This window comes from Pseudomonas moorei, from assembly GCF_008801475.1.
GTDB lineage: Bacteria > Pseudomonadota > Gammaproteobacteria > Pseudomonadales > Pseudomonadaceae > Aquipseudomonas > Aquipseudomonas moorei.
Genome location: NZ_VZPP01000021.1, coordinates 22,153 through 37,885 on the forward strand (window position 1 = coordinate 22,153; position 15,733 = coordinate 37,885).

Consider the following 15,733-nt stretch of genomic DNA (forward strand, 5'->3'; position numbering starts at 1 on the left):
CCCATGAGTTCTGTTGCTGTGTTCAGCAAGGCCTCGCCGTTCGATGCATTGCAGCGCTGGCTACCAAAACTGGTGCTGGCGCCGAGCATGTTCATCGTTCTGGTGGGCTTCTATGGCTACATCCTGTGGACGTTCGTTCTGTCGTTCACCACCTCGACCTTCCTGCCGAACTACAAGTGGGCGGGCCTGGCGCAATACGCACGGTTGTTCGACAACGACCGCTGGTGGGTGGCGAGCAAGAACCTGGCGCTGTTCGGCGGCATGTTCATCGGCATCACGCTGGTGATCGGTGTGATGCTGGCGGTGTTTCTCGACCAGCGCATTCGTCGCGAAGGCTTCATTCGCACCATTTACCTGTACCCGATGGCGCTCTCGATGATCGTCACCGGTACCGCATGGAAATGGCTGCTCAACCCGGGCATGGGCCTGGACAAACTGTTGCGAGACTGGGGCTGGGAAGGCTTCCGCCTGGACTGGCTGATCGACCCGGATCGCGTGGTCTATTGCCTGGTGATCGCCGCCGTGTGGCAGGCCTCGGGTTTCATCATGGCGATGTTCCTTGCCGGCCTGCGTGGCGTTGATCAATCGATCATCCGTGCCGCGCAGATCGATGGCGCAAGCATGCCGCGCATCTACTGGAAAGTGGTGCTGCCAAGCCTGCGTCCGGTGTTCTTCAGTGCGGTGATGATCCTGGCGCACATCGCGATCAAGAGTTTCGACCTGGTGGCGGCGATGACGGCCGGCGGCCCGGGTTACTCCTCGGATCTGCCTGCGATGTTCATGTATTCCTTCACCTTCAGTCGCGGCCAGATGGGCATGGGCTCGGCCAGTGCGATTCTGATGCTCGGTGCGATTCTCGCAATCATCGTGCCTTACCTGTACTCCGAGCTGAGGACCAAGCGTCATGACTAGTCTCGCTGCCAAACCTTCCATCAGCCTGAGTCGCATCGCGATCTACGCGGTGCTGATCCTCGCCGTGATGCTCTACCTGATTCCGCTGGTGGTCATGCTGTTGACCAGCTTCAAGACCCCGGAAGACATCAGCACCGGCAACCTGTTGAGCTGGCCGACCGTGGTCAGCGGCATTGGCTGGGTCAAGGCCTGGGCCACGGTTGACGGTTACTTCTGGAACTCGATCAAGATCACCGTTCCGGCGGTGCTGATCTCCACGGCCATCGGTGCCTTGAACGGCTACGTGTTGTCGATGTGGCGTTTTCGCGGTTCGCAGTTGTTCTTCGGCCTGCTGCTGTTCGGCTGCTTCCTGCCGTTCCAGACCGTCCTGCTGCCGGCCTCGTTCACCCTCGGCAAGATGGGCCTGGCGAGCACCACCACGGGCCTGGTGTTCGTGCACGTGGTCTACGGCCTGGCGTTCACCACGCTGTTCTTCCGTAACTACTACATCAGCATCCCCGATGCGCTGGTCAAAGCCGCGCGCCTCGACGGCGCGGGTTTCTTCACCATCTTTCGCCGGATCATCCTGCCGATGTCGACGCCGATCATCATGGTCTGCCTGATCTGGCAGTTCACTCAGATCTGGAACGACTTCCTGTTCGGGGTGGTGTTCTCCAGCGGTGATTCGCAACCGATCACGGTGGCGTTGAACAACCTGGTCAACACCAGTACCGGGGCCAAGGAATATAACGTTGATATGGCGGCGGCGATGATCGCCGGTTTGCCGACCCTGCTGGTCTATGTGGTCGCAGGCAAGTATTTCGTGCGCGGGCTGACAGCCGGCGCAGTCAAGGGGTAATCATGGCTACGCTCGAACTTCGCAACGTAAACAAGACCTATGGCGCCGGCTTGCCGGACACCCTGAAGAACATCGAACTGTCGATCAAGGACGGTGAGTTCCTGATCCTCGTCGGCCCGTCGGGCTGCGGCAAGTCGACCCTGATGAACTGCATCGCCGGCCTTGAAACCATCACCGGCGGCGCGATCATGATCGGCGACCAGGACGTCAGCGGCATGAGTCCGAAGGATCGCGACATCGCCATGGTGTTCCAGTCCTACGCGCTGTACCCGACCATGAGCGTGCGCGAGAACATCGAGTTCGGACTGAAAATCCGCAAGATGAGCCAGTCGGCCATCGATGAGGAAGTGGCTCGCGTAGCCAAGCTGTTGCAGATCGAACACCTGCTCAATCGCAAGCCGGGCCAGCTGTCCGGTGGTCAGCAACAGCGCGTGGCGATGGGTCGGGCGCTGGCACGCCGTCCGAAGATCTATCTGTTCGACGAACCGCTGTCCAACCTCGACGCCAAGCTGCGGGTCGAGATGCGCACCGAAATGAAACTGATGCACCAGCGCCTGAAGACGACCACGGTCTACGTGACTCACGACCAGATCGAAGCCATGACCCTGGGCGACAAAGTGGCGGTGATGAAGGACGGCATCATCCAGCAGTTCGGCACGCCGAAAGACATCTACAACAACCCGGCCAACCTGTTCGTGGCGAGCTTCATCGGTTCGCCGCCGATGAACTTCATCCCCCTGCGTCTGCAACGCAAGGACGGTCGTCTGCTGGCATTGCTCGACAGCGGCCAGGCGCGCTGCGAATTGCCGCTGAGCATGCAGGACGCTGGTCTCGAAGACCGTGAAGTGATCCTCGGCATGCGTCCGGAACAGATCGTTCTGGCGAACGGCGGAGCCAACGATCTGCCGACCATTCGCGCGGAAGTCCAAGTCACCGAACCCACCGGTCCGGACACCCTGGTCTTCGTCAACCTCAACGACACCAAGGTCTGCTGCCGCCTGGCGCCAGACGTCGCTCCGGCCGTGGGCGAGACCCTGACCCTGCAGTTCGATCCGGCGAAAGTGCTGCTGTTCGATGCCAAGACCGGGGAGCGCCTGGGGGTGGCCGGTCTGCCGAAAGCCGAAGCGCACGCCGCCAACGTCGCGCAATTCAAAGGCCGCTGAACAAGAAAACGGTAGGAGCGAGCCTGCTCGCGATGGACGTCAACGATGACACCGGAAACCTGACACCCCACGGTGTTCTCAGGTTTCTCGCGAGCAAGCTCGCTCCTGCAGGGGGGATACGTGACGGGTGGCCTGTCATCCGTCGCAACCGTTGTAACCGCGTTAATCAAAAAGTTAATAACAATAAAACGAGGATGTAGGGATGAAGATGAAGAACAAGGCCCGGTTGATCTGCCAGGTGTCAGCAGCGGCAGCACTGGTTCTGGCCGGTAATGCGATGGCCGATGAAGCGTTCAGCTCCGACTCCAAGTGGATGACGGGCGATTGGGGTGGCGAGCGTACCAAGCTGATCGAGCAAGGCATCGACATCAAGATGGACTACGTCGGGGAAGTCGGCGGCAACCTGCATGGCGGGTTTAACGACGACAAGACTGCGCGCTACTCCGACCAGTTTGGCCTGGGGGCCGCGCTGGATCTGCAAAAACTGCTGGGCTGGGACAACACCCAGGCCAAGATCCAGCTCACCAACCGTAACGGTGAGAACATTTCCAATGACCGTATCGGCGACCCGCGTGCCGGCACCTTGAGTTCCTCCCAGGAAGTCTACGGTCGTGGCCATATGGTCCGTCTGACCCAGTTGTGGATTCAGCATCAATTCTTCGACAACAAGCTGGACGTCAAGGCCGGTTACTTCGGTGAAGGCGAAGACTTCAACACCTTCCCGTGCGAATTCCAGAACCTGGCGTTCTGCGGTTCCCAGGTGGGTAACTGGGCGACCAACATCTGGTACAACTGGCCGGTCAGCCAGGCGGCGATCCGCGTGAAGTACAACATCAATGACGAGCTCTACGCTCAGATTGGTGCGTACAACCAGAACCCGTCGCAGCTGGAGCACGGTAACGGCTTCAAGCTCAGCGGCAGCGGTACGGCGGGTACCGTGTTGCCGGTCGAACTGGTCTGGTCGCCGAAGGTCAACAGCCTGCCTGGCGAATACCGTGTCGGTTACTACAAAAGTACCGCCCCGGCCAACGACGTGCTCGAGGACGACAATGGCCAGAACGCCGCGACCACCGGCAACCCTTATCGCGTCCACGATAGCAAGCACGGCTACTGGTTCGTCGCGCAACAGCAACTTACCAGCCACAACGGTGATGCTTCTCGCGGTCTGAACATCGCCGCCAACGCTACTTTCCACGACAAGGACACCAACTTCATCGACAACTACCAGTCGCTGATGTTTGTGTACAAGGGCCCGTTCGACGCGCGTCCGAAAGATGATGTGGGCATCGGTTTCGCCCGTATCCATGTCAACGATGACGTGAAGAAAAACGCAGAGCTGGTCAATGCGTCCAATGGCGTTTCGGACTACAACGATCCGGTGTTCTCGCCGATTCGTGAAACCGAATACAACTACGAGATCAACTACGGTTTCCACGTGACCAACTGGCTGACCGTGCGTCCCAACCTGCAATACATCACACACCCGGGTGGTGTGGATGAAGTCGACAACGCGCTGGTGGCCGGCCTGAAAATTCAGTCGGTGTTCTGACGCTGTTGCGATAAGCTCTTCTCCATGTGCGCATTTTTGCGGACAGCCAAGGCTGTCCGCTTTTTTTTGTGCGGACCTTTGGCCAGTAGGCCGCAGTATGAGTACACCCATGTTTTTCAGGACCGTGGCACATGCTTGAGCATCCACTACAACGCTTCTTCAAATCCTTGCGCGAACGTCCGGTGTTTGCGTGGGAGCGCTATCAGAAGCGCGACGTGTTGGTGATCGATCATCCGCTGTGTCAGGCGGTGTTCAGTCGTCAGGGCGCGCAGTTGCTGCATTTCCAGCCCAAGGGTCAGAAGCCATGGCTGTGGTGTGCGGCGAAGTGGCCGCAGGTCGGTGCCATTCGGGGGGGCGTACCGGTGTGCTGGCCGTGGTATGGCCGTCATCCAAGTGAAAACGCCTGGCCGTCCCATGGCTGGGCGCGGTTGATCGACTGGAAACTGATCGACAGCAGCCATGATGACGATGGGGTGCGATTGCACTGGCAACTTCAATTGTGCGACTGGCAAGTGGACCTGCACGCGCACCTCGGCGAGCGCATGGATCTGCGCCTGAGCACCGAGCATCAGGACAGCCTGCCGTGCCGGCTGAGCCAGGCTTTGCATGCTTACTGGCGTATTGGTGATGTCGGTGAGGTAGCGCTGTCTGGGCTGGAGGGCGCGCAGGGTTATGACCAATTGAATCGGCAGATATGTCAGCAGGAAGGCGAGTTACGCGTGGAGGGCGGCTGTCAGCGAGTGTTCCAGCACAATGGCGAACTGCAGCTCAACGACCACGCCTGGCAGCGGGCATTGTGCATCGACACGGGGGATGCGGCCGATACGGTGGTCTGGCATCCGGGGTCGCGGCCGTTGCTTGGCGTGACCTGGAATGAGGTGTCGGAGTTTGTCTGTGTGGAAGCGGCGAGTGGTGGCACCGACAGCCTGTGCCTGAAGCCGGGGGAGCGAGCGCATTTGAGCTTGCAGGCGCGGGTGGGGGGTTAGATTTGTGCTGTTGCTGCTGGCCCATCGCTGGCTTGCCAGCGATGAGGCAGGACCGTTCAGCGCAGATTTCGGATCAATTAAACTCGTCACCCACCGGATACCGGCTCGCATTCAAACTCTCTTTGATCTTGCGCAAATGCGGCTGGAAATCCACGCCACGGCGCAAGGTCATGCCGGTGGCGAGCACGTCCAGCACGGTGAGCTGGATGATCCGCGAAGTCATCGGCATGTAGATGTCAGTGTCTTCCGGCAGCGGAATGTTCAGGCTCAGGGTACTGGCCTTGGCCAGCGGCGAGTTCTCGGCGGTCAAACCCAGTACCGACGCGCCGTTTTCCCGGGCGATGCGCGCCACTTCCACCAGTTCGCGGGTGCGTCCGGTGTAGGAAATGATCACGAACAACTCGCCGGTATGCGCCACCGACGCAATCATGCGCTGCATCAGCACGTCGGCATGGGCAGTCACGGCCAGGTTGAAACGAAAGAACTTGTGCTGCGCATCCAGGGCCACCGGGGCCGAGGCGCCAAGGCCGAAGAAGTGGATCTGCCGGGCCTGGATCAGCAGGTCGACGGCGCGGCTGATCAGGTTCGGATCGAGGGCCTGGCAGGCACTGTCGAGGGAGGCGATGGCGCTGCCGAAAATTTTCTGGGTGTAGGCTTCCGGATTATCGTCGGCCTCCACCGCACGGCTGACGTACGCCGCGCCACTGGCCAGGCTTTGGGCCAGTTGCAGCTTGAGTTCGGGGTAACCGCTGACGCCGAATGAACGGCAGAACCGGTTGACCGTCGGTTCGCTGACCGAGGCGGCCTGGGCGAGGGCGGCGATGCTGAAGCGAGTGGCCTGCTGTGGGTTGAGCAGGATCACCTCGGCGACTTTGCGTTCGGCCTTGTTCAGCTCTTCAAGGCGATTCTGGATCTGTTCCAGTAAATTTCGCACGCGGTCCATAGTGAGTTTCCTTGATTCACCGGCGCCGATAAGCGCGCGGCTAATGCAAAAAGGGCCTTTGGTGTGGCCCATAACGGTGGCCTATCCTACTGATGGCTCTGACCGACCACCACTCGGAATCTATATTTTGCGAAAATGTTGTGGTTATTACTACATTTTCCCTTGAGTGATGCCTTGAAAAAAGGTATTTGTAGCTTAACTTGATAAAAGAACAAACATCATGCCTTCGATTACGGTTGAACCGTGCACCTTTGCCTTGTTCGGCGCCCTTGGCGACCTGGCCTTGCGCAAGCTGTTTCCTGCCCTTTATCAACTCGATGGTGCGGGCCTCCTGCACGAGGACACGCGGATCATCGCGCTGGCCCGTGAGCCGGGCACCGAACAGCAGCACCTGGCGTTCATCGCCGCCGAGCTGCGCCGCTACGTCGGTGCCAAAGAGCTGGACGATGCCGTGGTCGAACGCTTCCTGGCCCGCCTGAGCTACCTGCACGTCGACTTCCTCAAATCCGAAGACTATGTGGCCCTGGCTGAGATGGCCGGCAGCGCACAGCGGGTGATTGCCTATTTCGCCACGCCGGCAGCGGTGTATGGCGCGATCTGTGAAAACCTGGCGAAGGTTGGCCTGGCGGAAAACACCCGCGTGGTGCTGGAAAAACCCATCGGCTCGGACCTGGAATCCTCGCGCAAGGTCAACGATGCCGTAGCCCAGTTCTTCCCGGAAAACCGCACTTATCGCATCGACCACTACCTGGGCAAGGAAACGGTCCAGAACCTGATCGCCCTGCGTTTCGCCAACAGCCTGTTCGAAACCCAGTGGAACCAGAACTACATCTCCCACGTGGAAATCACCGTGGCCGAGAAGGTCGGGATCGAAGGCCGCTGGGGTTACTTCGACAAGGCCGGTCAGCTGCGGGACATGATTCAGAATCACCTGCTGCAACTGCTCTGCCTGATCGCCATGGATCCGCCGGCCGACCTGTCCGCCGACAGCATCCGCGACGAGAAAGTCAAAGTCCTCAAGGCGCTGGCGCCGATCAGCCCGGAAGGCCTGACCACTCAAGTGGTGCGCGGCCAGTACATCGCCGGCTACAGCGAAGGCAAACCGGTGCCGGGTTACCTGGAAGAACCCAATTCCAACACCCAGAGCGACACCGAAACCTTCGTCGCCCTGCGTGCCGACATCCGCAACTGGCGCTGGGCCGGCGTGCCGTTCTACTTGCGTACCGGCAAGCGCATGCCGCAGAAGCTCTCGCAGATCGTCATCCACTTCAAGGAACCGTCGCATTACATCTTCGCTCCCGAGCAACGCCTGCAAATCAGCAACAAGCTGATTATCCGCCTGCAACCGGACGAAGGCATTTCCTTGCGTGTCATGACCAAAGAACAAGGCCTGGACAAGGGCATGCAGCTGCGCAGCGGTCCGTTGCAGCTGAATTTTTCCGACACCTGGCGCAGCGCACGGATTCCCGATGCCTACGAGCGGTTGTTGCTGGAAGTGATGCGCGGCAATCAGAACCTGTTTGTCCGTAAAGATGAAATCGAAGCCGCGTGGAAGTGGTGTGACCAGTTGATCGCCGGATGGAAAAAATCCGGTGATGCGCCCAAGCCGTACGCGGCCGGGTCCTGGGGGCCGATGAGCTCCATTGCTCTGATCACGCGGGACGGGAGGTCGTGGTATGGCGATATCTGATTTGAAACTGCCTCAAGGCGTCAGCGCCCGTGAGTTCAAGAACCCGGCGCAACTGGCTGAAGGCCTGGCGCTGGGCGTGGCCAAACAACTGCGCGAGGCCATCGACGCCCAGGGCACCGCAACACTGGTGGTGTCCGGGGGGCGCAGCCCGGTGGCGTTTTTCCAGCACCTGGCCAAGCAGGCACTGGACTGGTCAAACGTGGTGGTCAGCCTGGCGGATGAGCGTTGGGTACCGATCGAGCATGCCGACAGCAATGCCGGCCTGCTGAAGAAGTATCTGCTGCAAGGGCCGGCGGCCAAGGCGCAGTTCCTGAGCCTTTACAGCGCCACTGCCAACCTTGAACAGGCGGCTGAACAGGCCGACCGTTTGCTGGCTGAATTGCCGGCAATCGATGTGCTGGTGCTGGGCATGGGCGATGACGGTCATACCGCATCGCTGTTCCCCAATAGCCCTAACCTCGCCGACGCCTTGAAAGCCGATGGCACGCGTCGTTGCTACCCGATGCTGGCGCCGACCGTGCCGCATCAGCGCCTGACCATGAGTCGTGCGCTGCTGGCTTCGGCCAAACATAAAGTGCTGTCGATTTCCGGTCAGTCGAAGCTGACCACCCTGAACACCGCACTGGCTGGTGACGATGTCGCCGCATTGCCGATTCGCGCGTTTTTGCAACCCACGTTAGAGATTTACTGGTGCCCATGAGCCAAGGAACAGCCGCTATGACAAACCCATCCCCGACCGTTTCCATGGCGGACAAAGTTGAACTGATCGACAGCCTCTGTGCCAAGGCGCGGATTCTGCCGGTGATCACCATCGCTCGCGAGCAGGACATTCTGCCGCTGGCCGATGCGCTCGCCGCCGGTGGCCTGACCGCGCTGGAAGTGACCCTGCGTTCGCAGTTCGGCCTCAAGGCCATCCAGATCCTGCGTGAGCAGCGTCCGGAACTGGTGACCGGTGCCGGCACCGTGCTCGATCGCCACATGCTGGCGGCCGCGGAAGCTGCCGGTTCGCAGTTCATCGTGACGCCGGGCATCACCCGTGATCTGCTGGAAGCCAGCGTCGCCAGCCCGATTCCACTGTTGCCGGGCATCAGCAACGCTTCGGGCATCATGGAAGGCTATGGTCTGGGCTATCGCCGCTTCAAGCTGTTCCCGGCTGAAGTCAGCGGCGGTGTTGCGGCCATCAAGGCACTGGGCGGCCCGTTCGGCGAAGTGAAATTCTGCCCGACCGGCGGCGTCGGCCCGGCCAATATCAAAAGCTACATGGCGCTGAAAAACGTCATGTGCGTGGGCGGTAGCTGGATGCTTGATCCCGAGTGGATCAAGAACGGCGACTGGGCCCGCATTCAGGAATGCACCGCCGAAGCCTTGGCGCTGCTGGACTGATCCGCTTCACCTGACACCTCGTTGTGTGTTCTACGGCTTTTCGGTGCGCTTGGTCGGCGCACCGTTTTTTTTGCCCGCAAAAAAACAGGTGTGCGAGCACGTTCGCTCCCACAGGGACATCATGCGATACATAGTTACTACATGACATGTTTTGGCCAGTGCTAGCCTGCGTTCATCTTATGGAAGAGAGAACGTCATGGACGACAACACTTCGGCAGCACCCGTTTACCTGCTTTCCCCGGAACAGATTGCCGGCCCCTATTTCCGCAACCCGAAACTGATCAGACGCAATATCAGCGAAGGTGCCGATGGCATTCCGCTGGTGTTGCGGCTGGCCATCGTCGACGCCATGACCGGCCAACCGGTCACCGACGCGCTGGTGGATATCTGGCACTGCAATGCACGGGGGGCGTATTCCGGCTGGAGCAAGGTCAACCCGGATGTGGAAGTCGATGCCGGAGACATCGGCTCGGTCCCGCGAACCGACGACGATACTTACCTGCGCGGCGGGCAATTCACCGACAAGAAAGGCATCGCCCGGTTCACCACGATCTGTCCGGGGTTTTATGCCGGCCGCACCTTGCACATCCATGTCGCCGTTCGCATCACCAGCGGTAACAACTACCTGCAGGAGCGACACGTCGCGTGGGTCGGTCAGTTGTACTTCCCCGAGGTCGCCGCGCGCTCGGTGCTCAATGCCCGGGAGTACAGCGGTCGCGCCATCCCCGCACTGAGTAACGATCAAGACTTTTTCTATCAGAACATGGGCGGCGAAGCCTCGACCCTGAACATCCACACTCTCGGGCGAGACTCCAATGAAGACGGCTTTTTCGGGCAGGTGACCATTGGCATCGATACCTTCGCGGTGTCATCCCGGATCAAGCCCGAGGACTTCGACAAGTTCACGGTGTGAGTCAACTCAGCTCGGTCAGCGCCGTGATCAGTTGGGCCATGTCGGCAGCGGTGGTGGTCAGGCCCGGCGTAATGCGAATGCAGGGACCGCAGGCCGCGCCGCTGCGCATTACGGTGAACAGGTTGTAGTCGTTGAGCAGTTGCTCGACCATCAGCTGCTGATCGTTGTGTGCGGCGAAGCGCATCGAGGTGATGCCGCAATACAGTCTTGGGTCATCCGGTGTCAGCACGTCTATGCCCGGCAGCTCATGCGCTGCTCGAACCCACAGGTTGCGCAGGTAATTGAGCCGCATCCCCTTGGCGGCGGCACCGCCCATGGCCCAATGTTCCTCCAGCACCAGCGGCAAGGTCAGCAATGCGGGGATGTTTGGGGTGCTGTACGGCGTGCGGGCGCGAATATCGGTGATCGGGAAATGCATCTCGCCCATGTCCGGGTCGATATCGCTCAGGCGTTCAGGGGCAATGTAGAGGAAGCCCAGGGTCAGCGGCGCACCGACCCACTTGTGCAAGTTATAGGCGGCGAAAGCGATGCCCAGTTCCTCAAGATCGAACTCCAACTGGCCCAATGCATGGGCACCATCGAGAATCACGTCGACCCCGTGTTCCCTGGCTGCGGCGGCAATCGCCTGTACCGGCATCACCAGACCGGTGCGATGGGTGACGTGGGTCAGGGCCATCAGCCTGAGTCGTGGATAACGCTCGAAAGCATCGCGGTAGGTGGTCAGCAAACTGTCGAAACTGGCGGGGTGTCGGTGCTCGATCTCGATCACTTCGACGCCGCGATGACGCGCCAGCCAGCGCATGGCGCCCTTGACCGTGTCGTACTCCAGATCGCAGATCAAAACCTGCTCGCCCGGTTGCAGGCGATTGTAGTTGCGGATCAGTGACTGCAAGCCGTCCGAGGCATTACGGGTAAGCGCGACAGCTTCGGCGGGCACGTCAATCAGTTCGGCCACCTGTGCACGGATCTTCAGGCCGTCGCTCGCCTCGAAGCGCTGGCGTACGTATACCGAGTTACTGCGGTTGATCAGCTCGATGTTGCGCTGATATTCCTCGACCACCGTGCGCGACATGCGTCCGAAGTAACCGTTTTCCAGGTTGATCGGGCCGGGCTGGACATCGTAGCGGTCGGCGAACGTCCGCCAGAAGGATTCATCACGGGCACGGCGGGTGTTATCGGGCATGGGCAACTCGAAGAGTGGATGTCAATGACGTGGTGCAGGTTTGCCATGTTTGGCGCGCAAGGGTTCGAGCAATTCAGCCAAGCCGTTGTGATCGATTTCCTGCATCAGGGCCAACAGACCGCCCAATTCGCCGTGGGGAAATCCTTCCCGGGCAAACCAGTTCAGGTAGGGGCCGGGCAGGTCGGCAATGATTCGGCCCTTGTATTTGCCGAAGGGCATCTGGCGAGTCATCAGCAATTCGAGCTTTTCAGGGTTCATCTATCAATCGCCTGGATTCAATCAGTCTGGAAAATACAGGCATTCTGCATGCAGGCCAAATGACAGATCATGCAAAAGAAACGGATACAGATTTAGCCGATATTCATAACTGATTGAAATACATAGGGTAATTGCTCGGTCGAAAGCTGGCATGCGAGGTGCAACACCTATAGCACCTTTCATCCAACCGCAAGGAATTGAAAAATGACCGACGTGAATAAAGAAGCGATTTCTGTACTCAACGACCTGATTGAAACCAGCAAGGACGGTCAGGAAGGGTTCAAGACTTGCGCTGAAGACATTAAACACCCAGAACTCAAGACCCTTTTCGTGCAGCGTGCCGCAGAGTGCGCCACGGCGGCTTCCGAACTGCAGAATGCGGTTCGTTCCATGGGCGGCGATCCGGAAACTTCCACCAGTGTCAGCGGCGACTTGCACCGTCGCTGGGTCGACGTGAAGTCGATGTTCACCGGCAAAGACGAAGAAGCGGTGCTCAATGAAGCCGAGCGTGGTGAAGACCATGCCTTGAAGGCCTACCGAGAAGCCATGGAGAAAATCAACAAGCATAACCTGGTGGGCATTCGTGACCTCGTTGAGCGTCAGTATCACGGCGTGCAACGCAATCACGATCAGGTAAAAGCCCTGCGTAACCAGGCGCGCGCACGCTCGTAAGCGTACGTTTGCTGTCAAAAACGCCAGCCAGTCTGGCGTTTTTTTGTGCGTTGGAATTAATGCTGGACGGGATATAGATAGCTAGCTAATAATTTGTTTCTCAAGTTATTCACCGAAGCCGTCTATCGTTAAATCGTTCCTTCAAGAGTCCATTTCGTGCCTATCACTTTCCAGGCCTTGTTTGCGCCTGACCGCCGCGCTGTGCAATTCGCGATCAAGACCCTGATCGGCGGAGGCCTGGCGCTGTGGCTGGCCTTGCGATGGGGACTTGAGCAACCGGCCTGGGCGCTGATGACGGCGTTCATCGTGGCGCAGCCATTGTCCGGCATGGTGCTGCAAAAGGGCCTGGCGAGGCTGTTGGGCACATTGGTCGGGACGATCATGTCGGTGGTATTCATGGGCGTTTTCGCCCAGGCGCCGTGGCTGTTCCTGTTGGCGTTGGCGCTGTGGCTCGGGCTGTGTACGGCGAGTTCGACCTTGTTGCGCAGCGCCTGGTCCTATTCATTTGTACTGGCCGGGTACACGGTGGCGATCATTGCCTTGCCGGCCATTGCCCATCCGCTGACAGTATTCGATCAGGCCGTGGCGCGCTGCACGGAAATTTGCCTGGGGATTGTCTGTGCGACGGCCAGCAGTGCCTTGCTCTGGCCGATGCGGGTCGAGCTGCAACTGGCGGATCAGGCCCGTGCGGCCTGGCGAAGTGGTATCAACGCCGCGCGCGCGACCCTGGCCGGCGATGGTCAGGCGCGAAAGGGCTTGCTGGAAATCCTTGGCCGAATCGTCGCGGTAGATGCCCAGCGCGAACACGCCTGGTTTGAAGGCCGTCGCGGCCGGCAACGTGCGCGCGCCATCAGTGGTCTGAGTCAGAAACTGTTGATGCTGCTGCGCATCGCCCGTTCGGTACGTCGTCAGTGGAAGCAGTTGGAGCCCCAGGAATCGGCGCAATTATTGCCCTGGATGAGCGAAGTCCTGGAGGCACTGAACAGTGGCGATCCCGCGACGTTGCAAGCCTTGCGCCCACGCTTGCTTGATGCGTCCCATGACCCGCACATCAGCTCCGCGCAAAGCTATTGCCTGGTGCGGCTGACCTTGTTGATGGACACCGCGCTGGCGGCCGGTATGGCGCTGCAAGCGGTGGAGCAGGGCGGTGAAACCCTTGACCCGCCACGATCCCTGACCCCGCACCGTGACCTGTCCCTGGCGCTGGTGTTCGGTGCCCGCAGCGCGCTGGCCTTTCTGGTGGTTTCGAGTTTCTGGCTGGCGACGGCATGGCCCGCCGCGACTGGGGCGTTAGTGCTGACGTGTGTGGTGTGCAGCCTGTTCGCCAGCCGTGAGAACGGCGCGCAGATCGGCATGAGTTTCATGCGCGGGATTTTCCTGGCCATCCCGGCGGCCTTCATCGTCGGGCAGATCCTGCTGCCACAATGGAGCGGTTTCGCGATGCTCTGCATGGGCCTGGGCGTGCCATTGTTTTTCGGGGCGCTGGGCATGGCCAAACCGCAGATTGGCGCCACGGCGACCTCGTTCTGCCTGCACTTCATTGTGCTGGTGGCACCGTTGAATCAGATGAGTTTCGACGTCGCTGTGTTTTTCAACAGTGCGCAAGCCATGGTGATAGGCGTGGGGGCGGCGGTGCTGGCGTTTCATTTGCTGATCCTGCGTAATCCGACCTGGCATGGACGACGCCTGTTGGCCGCGACCCTTGATGATCTGGTGCGCCTGACCCGGCGCAATCTGGCCGGCGCCGAGAGCTGGTTCGGCGGGCGCATGGCTGATCGTTTGCTGCAATTGGCGCGGCATTATCCGGAGCTGCCGGAGCCGGCACGCAGTCGCTGGGACGATGGCTTGCTGGGCCTGGACATCGGCGATGAACTGCTGCACCTGCGCTTGAGCCTGGCGGTGGCGCAGTTACCGGTCAGCGCGCCGCAACAGCGTTATCTGGAACAACTGGAAAAAGTCCTGCAACAAGGCCCGGCCGGCAGTCGCGCCGAGGCGTTGGCCGAGTCGAGCGAAATCTTGTTGCAAACCCTGTATGCCTTGCCCCCTGACGACGCGGTGAAGCTGGCCCAGGGCGCGGTGCTGCAATTGCAAAACAGCTGGCGTGCCTGGTGCCGCCAGCAGGAGGAGGTTCATGGGCTTGCGTGAGTGGGCGGTGGGCGGCGTGCTGCTCAGTCCGTTTCTGATTTATGTGGTGCTGGCGCTGCTGGTGACCGGCGCCTTGCGCCTGCTGTTGCGGCTGACCCCGATGAGTCGCTGGATCTGGCATGAAGCACTCTTCGATTGCGCCTTGTACGTCTGTGTATTGACCGGGATCACCGTCGTCCTCGGTCCCTTATAAGGAGTTGAATATGCGTACCCCCGTACGTGTCGCAGTAACCCTGTGTCTGGTGGCAGTGGCGATTTTTGCCGGGTTCCATTTATGGCAGTACTACATGCTCACGCCCTGGACTCGCGATGCGCGAATCCGTGCCGATGTGGTGGTGATTTCCCCTGACGTGTCGGGTTGGGTGCGAGAACTCAAGGCTTATGACAATCAACAGGTGAAGGCCGGCGATCTGCTGTTGAGTATCGACCGTGACCGTTTCGAAGCCGCGCTCGAGAAGGCTCAGGCGGTGGTGCAGACCCGCCAGCAACAACTCAGTTTGCGTGAGCGCGAAGCCAGCCGTCGCGCCAGTCTCGGGCCGCAAGCGATCAGTGCCGAACTGCGTGAAAACGCTCAAATCAACGCTGGCATCGCCCGTGGCGAACTGCGTGAAGCCCAGGCTGAAGCCAAGATGGCGGAAATCAACCTGGCCCGCAGCCAGGTCCACGCGCCGCGCAATGGCCACATCACCAACCTGCGCCTGGCCGAAGGCAATTACGTGAATGCCGGGCAGTCGGTGATGGCGTTGATCGACGATTCAACCTTCTATGTGCAAGCGTATTTCGAAGAAACCAAGCTGCCGCGGATTCGCGTCGGCGATCCGGTGAAAGTCTGGTTGATGAGCGCCGGGGAGGCGTTGCAGGGACACGTGGAAAGCATCAGCCGCGGCATTACCGATCGCAATACCACGCCCGATGGTCAATTGCTGGCGGAAGTGGAGCCGACTTTCAACTGGGTCAGGCTGGCGCAACGGATTCCGGTGCGGATCAAGCTGGACAAGGTGCCCGAAGGACTGAATCTGAGTGCCGGGATGACGGCGAGCGTGCAGGTGCAGGAAGGTGAGCGCTGAATTGTGCCTGAGGCGAGGAAGCTTGCTCCCT

General features: G+C 60.0%; 16 protein-coding genes. 13 read left to right on the forward strand and 3 right to left on the reverse strand.

Annotation, left to right across the window (positions count from 1 at the left end):
* The first annotated feature begins 3 nt into the window (after positions 1 to 3).
* The 5 genes from F7R06_RS28345 (at position 4) to F7R06_RS28365 (ending at position 5,448) form a co-directional block, all read left to right on the forward strand.
* On the forward strand, positions 4 to 912 hold the full coding sequence (locus F7R06_RS28345; protein ID WP_090324730.1) for a carbohydrate ABC transporter permease: 909 nt from the start codon (positions 4 to 6) through the stop codon (positions 910 to 912).
* Complete coding sequence (locus tag F7R06_RS28350; RefSeq protein WP_090324728.1) at positions 905 to 1,750, forward strand: carbohydrate ABC transporter permease; 846 nt, start codon at positions 905 to 907, stop codon at positions 1,748 to 1,750. Before F7R06_RS28345 ends, F7R06_RS28350 begins: the two co-directional genes overlap by 8 nt.
* A gap of 2 nt (positions 1,751 to 1,752) precedes the next feature.
* A complete protein-coding gene (locus F7R06_RS28355) occupies positions 1,753 to 2,913 on the forward strand; it encodes an ABC transporter ATP-binding protein (protein WP_090324727.1) in 1,161 nt (386 codons plus the stop codon).
* Between the two features lie 202 nt (positions 2,914 to 3,115).
* Complete coding sequence (locus F7R06_RS28360; RefSeq protein ID WP_090324725.1) at positions 3,116 to 4,462, forward strand: carbohydrate porin; 1,347 nt, start codon at positions 3,116 to 3,118, stop codon at positions 4,460 to 4,462.
* Positions 4,463 to 4,593: 131 nt separating this feature from the next.
* The gene (locus tag F7R06_RS28365; RefSeq protein ID WP_090324724.1) at positions 4,594 to 5,448 is read left to right on the forward strand and encodes a D-hexose-6-phosphate mutarotase; all 855 of its coding nucleotides are present in this window, start codon (positions 4,594 to 4,596) and stop codon (positions 5,446 to 5,448) included.
* A 73-nt stretch (positions 5,449 to 5,521) separates the two neighbouring features.
* Here F7R06_RS28365 and F7R06_RS28370 read toward each other — a convergent pair whose 3' ends face one another.
* Positions 5,522 to 6,382, reverse strand: coding sequence for a MurR/RpiR family transcriptional regulator (locus F7R06_RS28370; RefSeq protein WP_170948639.1), 861 nt, complete (start codon positions 6,380 to 6,382; stop codon positions 5,522 to 5,524).
* A 229-nt stretch (positions 6,383 to 6,611) separates the two neighbouring features.
* Between F7R06_RS28370 and zwf the strand changes: the two genes are divergently transcribed.
* The 4 genes from zwf to F7R06_RS28390 all read left to right on the forward strand — a co-directional run bounded on the left by zwf (position 6,612) and on the right by F7R06_RS28390 (position 10,377).
* Complete coding sequence (gene zwf / locus F7R06_RS28375) at positions 6,612 to 8,081, forward strand: glucose-6-phosphate dehydrogenase (RefSeq protein ID WP_090324722.1); 1,470 nt, start codon at positions 6,612 to 6,614, stop codon at positions 8,079 to 8,081.
* Positions 8,068 to 8,781, forward strand: coding sequence for a 6-phosphogluconolactonase (gene pgl / locus F7R06_RS28380; RefSeq protein ID WP_090324721.1), 714 nt, complete (start codon positions 8,068 to 8,070; stop codon positions 8,779 to 8,781). Before zwf ends, pgl begins: the two co-directional genes overlap by 14 nt.
* A gap of 17 nt (positions 8,782 to 8,798) precedes the next feature.
* Positions 8,799 to 9,464, forward strand: a complete 666-nt coding sequence (locus F7R06_RS28385) for a bifunctional 4-hydroxy-2-oxoglutarate aldolase/2-dehydro-3-deoxy-phosphogluconate aldolase (protein WP_090324719.1) — start codon at positions 8,799 to 8,801, stop codon at positions 9,462 to 9,464.
* Between the two features lie 196 nt (positions 9,465 to 9,660).
* Positions 9,661 to 10,377 (forward strand): intradiol ring-cleavage dioxygenase, encoded by a 717-nt coding sequence (locus tag F7R06_RS28390; protein ID WP_090324718.1) that lies wholly within the window; start codon positions 9,661 to 9,663, stop codon positions 10,375 to 10,377.
* Between the two features lies 1 nt (position 10,378).
* Here the strand turns inward: F7R06_RS28390 and F7R06_RS28395 are convergent, their stop codons facing one another.
* Together F7R06_RS28395 and F7R06_RS28400 are read right to left on the reverse strand one after the other, a co-directional pair.
* Positions 10,379 to 11,560 carry an aminotransferase class V-fold PLP-dependent enzyme gene (locus tag F7R06_RS28395; RefSeq protein ID WP_090324716.1) on the reverse strand — a complete coding sequence of 394 codons (1,182 nt, stop codon included), beginning with the start codon at positions 11,558 to 11,560 and terminating at the stop codon, positions 10,379 to 10,381.
* Positions 11,561 to 11,581: 21 nt separating this feature from the next.
* Positions 11,582 to 11,818 carry a DUF3820 family protein gene (locus F7R06_RS28400; protein ID WP_090324715.1) on the reverse strand — a complete coding sequence of 79 codons (237 nt, stop codon included), beginning with the start codon at positions 11,816 to 11,818 and terminating at the stop codon, positions 11,582 to 11,584.
* Positions 11,819 to 12,022: 204 nt separating this feature from the next.
* On the opposite strand from F7R06_RS28400, the gene F7R06_RS28405 reads away from it, so the two are divergent.
* From F7R06_RS28405 to F7R06_RS28420, 4 genes are all read left to right on the forward strand, one after another.
* Entirely contained in the window at positions 12,023 to 12,490 is a 468-nt protein-coding gene (locus F7R06_RS28405) for a ferritin-like domain-containing protein (RefSeq protein ID WP_090324713.1), read from the forward strand.
* 156 nt (positions 12,491 to 12,646) lie between these two features.
* Positions 12,647 to 14,635: an FUSC family protein gene (locus F7R06_RS28410; protein WP_090324712.1), complete on the forward strand. Its 1,989-nt coding sequence runs from the start codon at positions 12,647 to 12,649 to the stop codon at positions 14,633 to 14,635.
* Complete coding sequence (locus F7R06_RS28415; protein ID WP_090324710.1) at positions 14,622 to 14,828, forward strand: DUF1656 domain-containing protein; 207 nt, start codon at positions 14,622 to 14,624, stop codon at positions 14,826 to 14,828. The genes F7R06_RS28410 and F7R06_RS28415 overlap by 14 nt, the downstream gene beginning before the upstream one ends.
* Positions 14,829 to 14,838: 10 nt before the next feature.
* The gene (locus F7R06_RS28420) at positions 14,839 to 15,702 is read left to right on the forward strand and encodes an efflux RND transporter periplasmic adaptor subunit (protein ID WP_090324709.1); all 864 of its coding nucleotides are present in this window, start codon (positions 14,839 to 14,841) and stop codon (positions 15,700 to 15,702) included.
* Positions 15,703 to 15,733: the final 31 nt, after the last annotated feature.

What these genes read in the sequence shown, in the direction of transcription:
- F7R06_RS28345 (WP_090324730.1), top strand. Translation starts at nt 4, where the DNA reads ATGAGTTCTGTTGCTGTGTTCAGCAAGGCCTCGCCGTTCGATGCATTG.
- F7R06_RS28350 (WP_090324728.1), top strand. Translation starts at nt 905, where the DNA reads ATGACTAGTCTCGCTGCCAAACCTTCCATCAGCCTGAGTCGCATCGCG.
- F7R06_RS28355 (WP_090324727.1), top strand. Translation starts at nt 1,753, where the DNA reads ATGGCTACGCTCGAACTTCGCAACGTAAACAAGACCTATGGCGCCGGC.
- F7R06_RS28360 (WP_090324725.1), top strand. Translation starts at nt 3,116, where the DNA reads ATGAAGATGAAGAACAAGGCCCGGTTGATCTGCCAGGTGTCAGCAGCG.
- F7R06_RS28365 (WP_090324724.1), top strand. Translation starts at nt 4,594, where the DNA reads ATGCTTGAGCATCCACTACAACGCTTCTTCAAATCCTTGCGCGAACGT.
- zwf (WP_090324722.1), top strand. Translation starts at nt 6,612, where the DNA reads ATGCCTTCGATTACGGTTGAACCGTGCACCTTTGCCTTGTTCGGCGCC.
- pgl (WP_090324721.1), top strand. Translation starts at nt 8,068, where the DNA reads ATGGCGATATCTGATTTGAAACTGCCTCAAGGCGTCAGCGCCCGTGAG.
- F7R06_RS28385 (WP_090324719.1), top strand. Translation starts at nt 8,799, where the DNA reads ATGACAAACCCATCCCCGACCGTTTCCATGGCGGACAAAGTTGAACTG.
- F7R06_RS28390 (WP_090324718.1), top strand. Translation starts at nt 9,661, where the DNA reads ATGGACGACAACACTTCGGCAGCACCCGTTTACCTGCTTTCCCCGGAA.
- F7R06_RS28395 (WP_090324716.1), bottom strand. Translation starts at nt 11,560, where the DNA reads ATGCCCGATAACACCCGCCGTGCCCGTGATGAATCCTTCTGGCGGACG.
- F7R06_RS28400 (WP_090324715.1), bottom strand. Translation starts at nt 11,818, where the DNA reads ATGAACCCTGAAAAGCTCGAATTGCTGATGACTCGCCAGATGCCCTTC.
- F7R06_RS28405 (WP_090324713.1), top strand. Translation starts at nt 12,023, where the DNA reads ATGACCGACGTGAATAAAGAAGCGATTTCTGTACTCAACGACCTGATT.
- F7R06_RS28415 (WP_090324710.1), top strand. Translation starts at nt 14,622, where the DNA reads ATGGGCTTGCGTGAGTGGGCGGTGGGCGGCGTGCTGCTCAGTCCGTTT.
- F7R06_RS28420 (WP_090324709.1), top strand. Translation starts at nt 14,839, where the DNA reads ATGCGTACCCCCGTACGTGTCGCAGTAACCCTGTGTCTGGTGGCAGTG.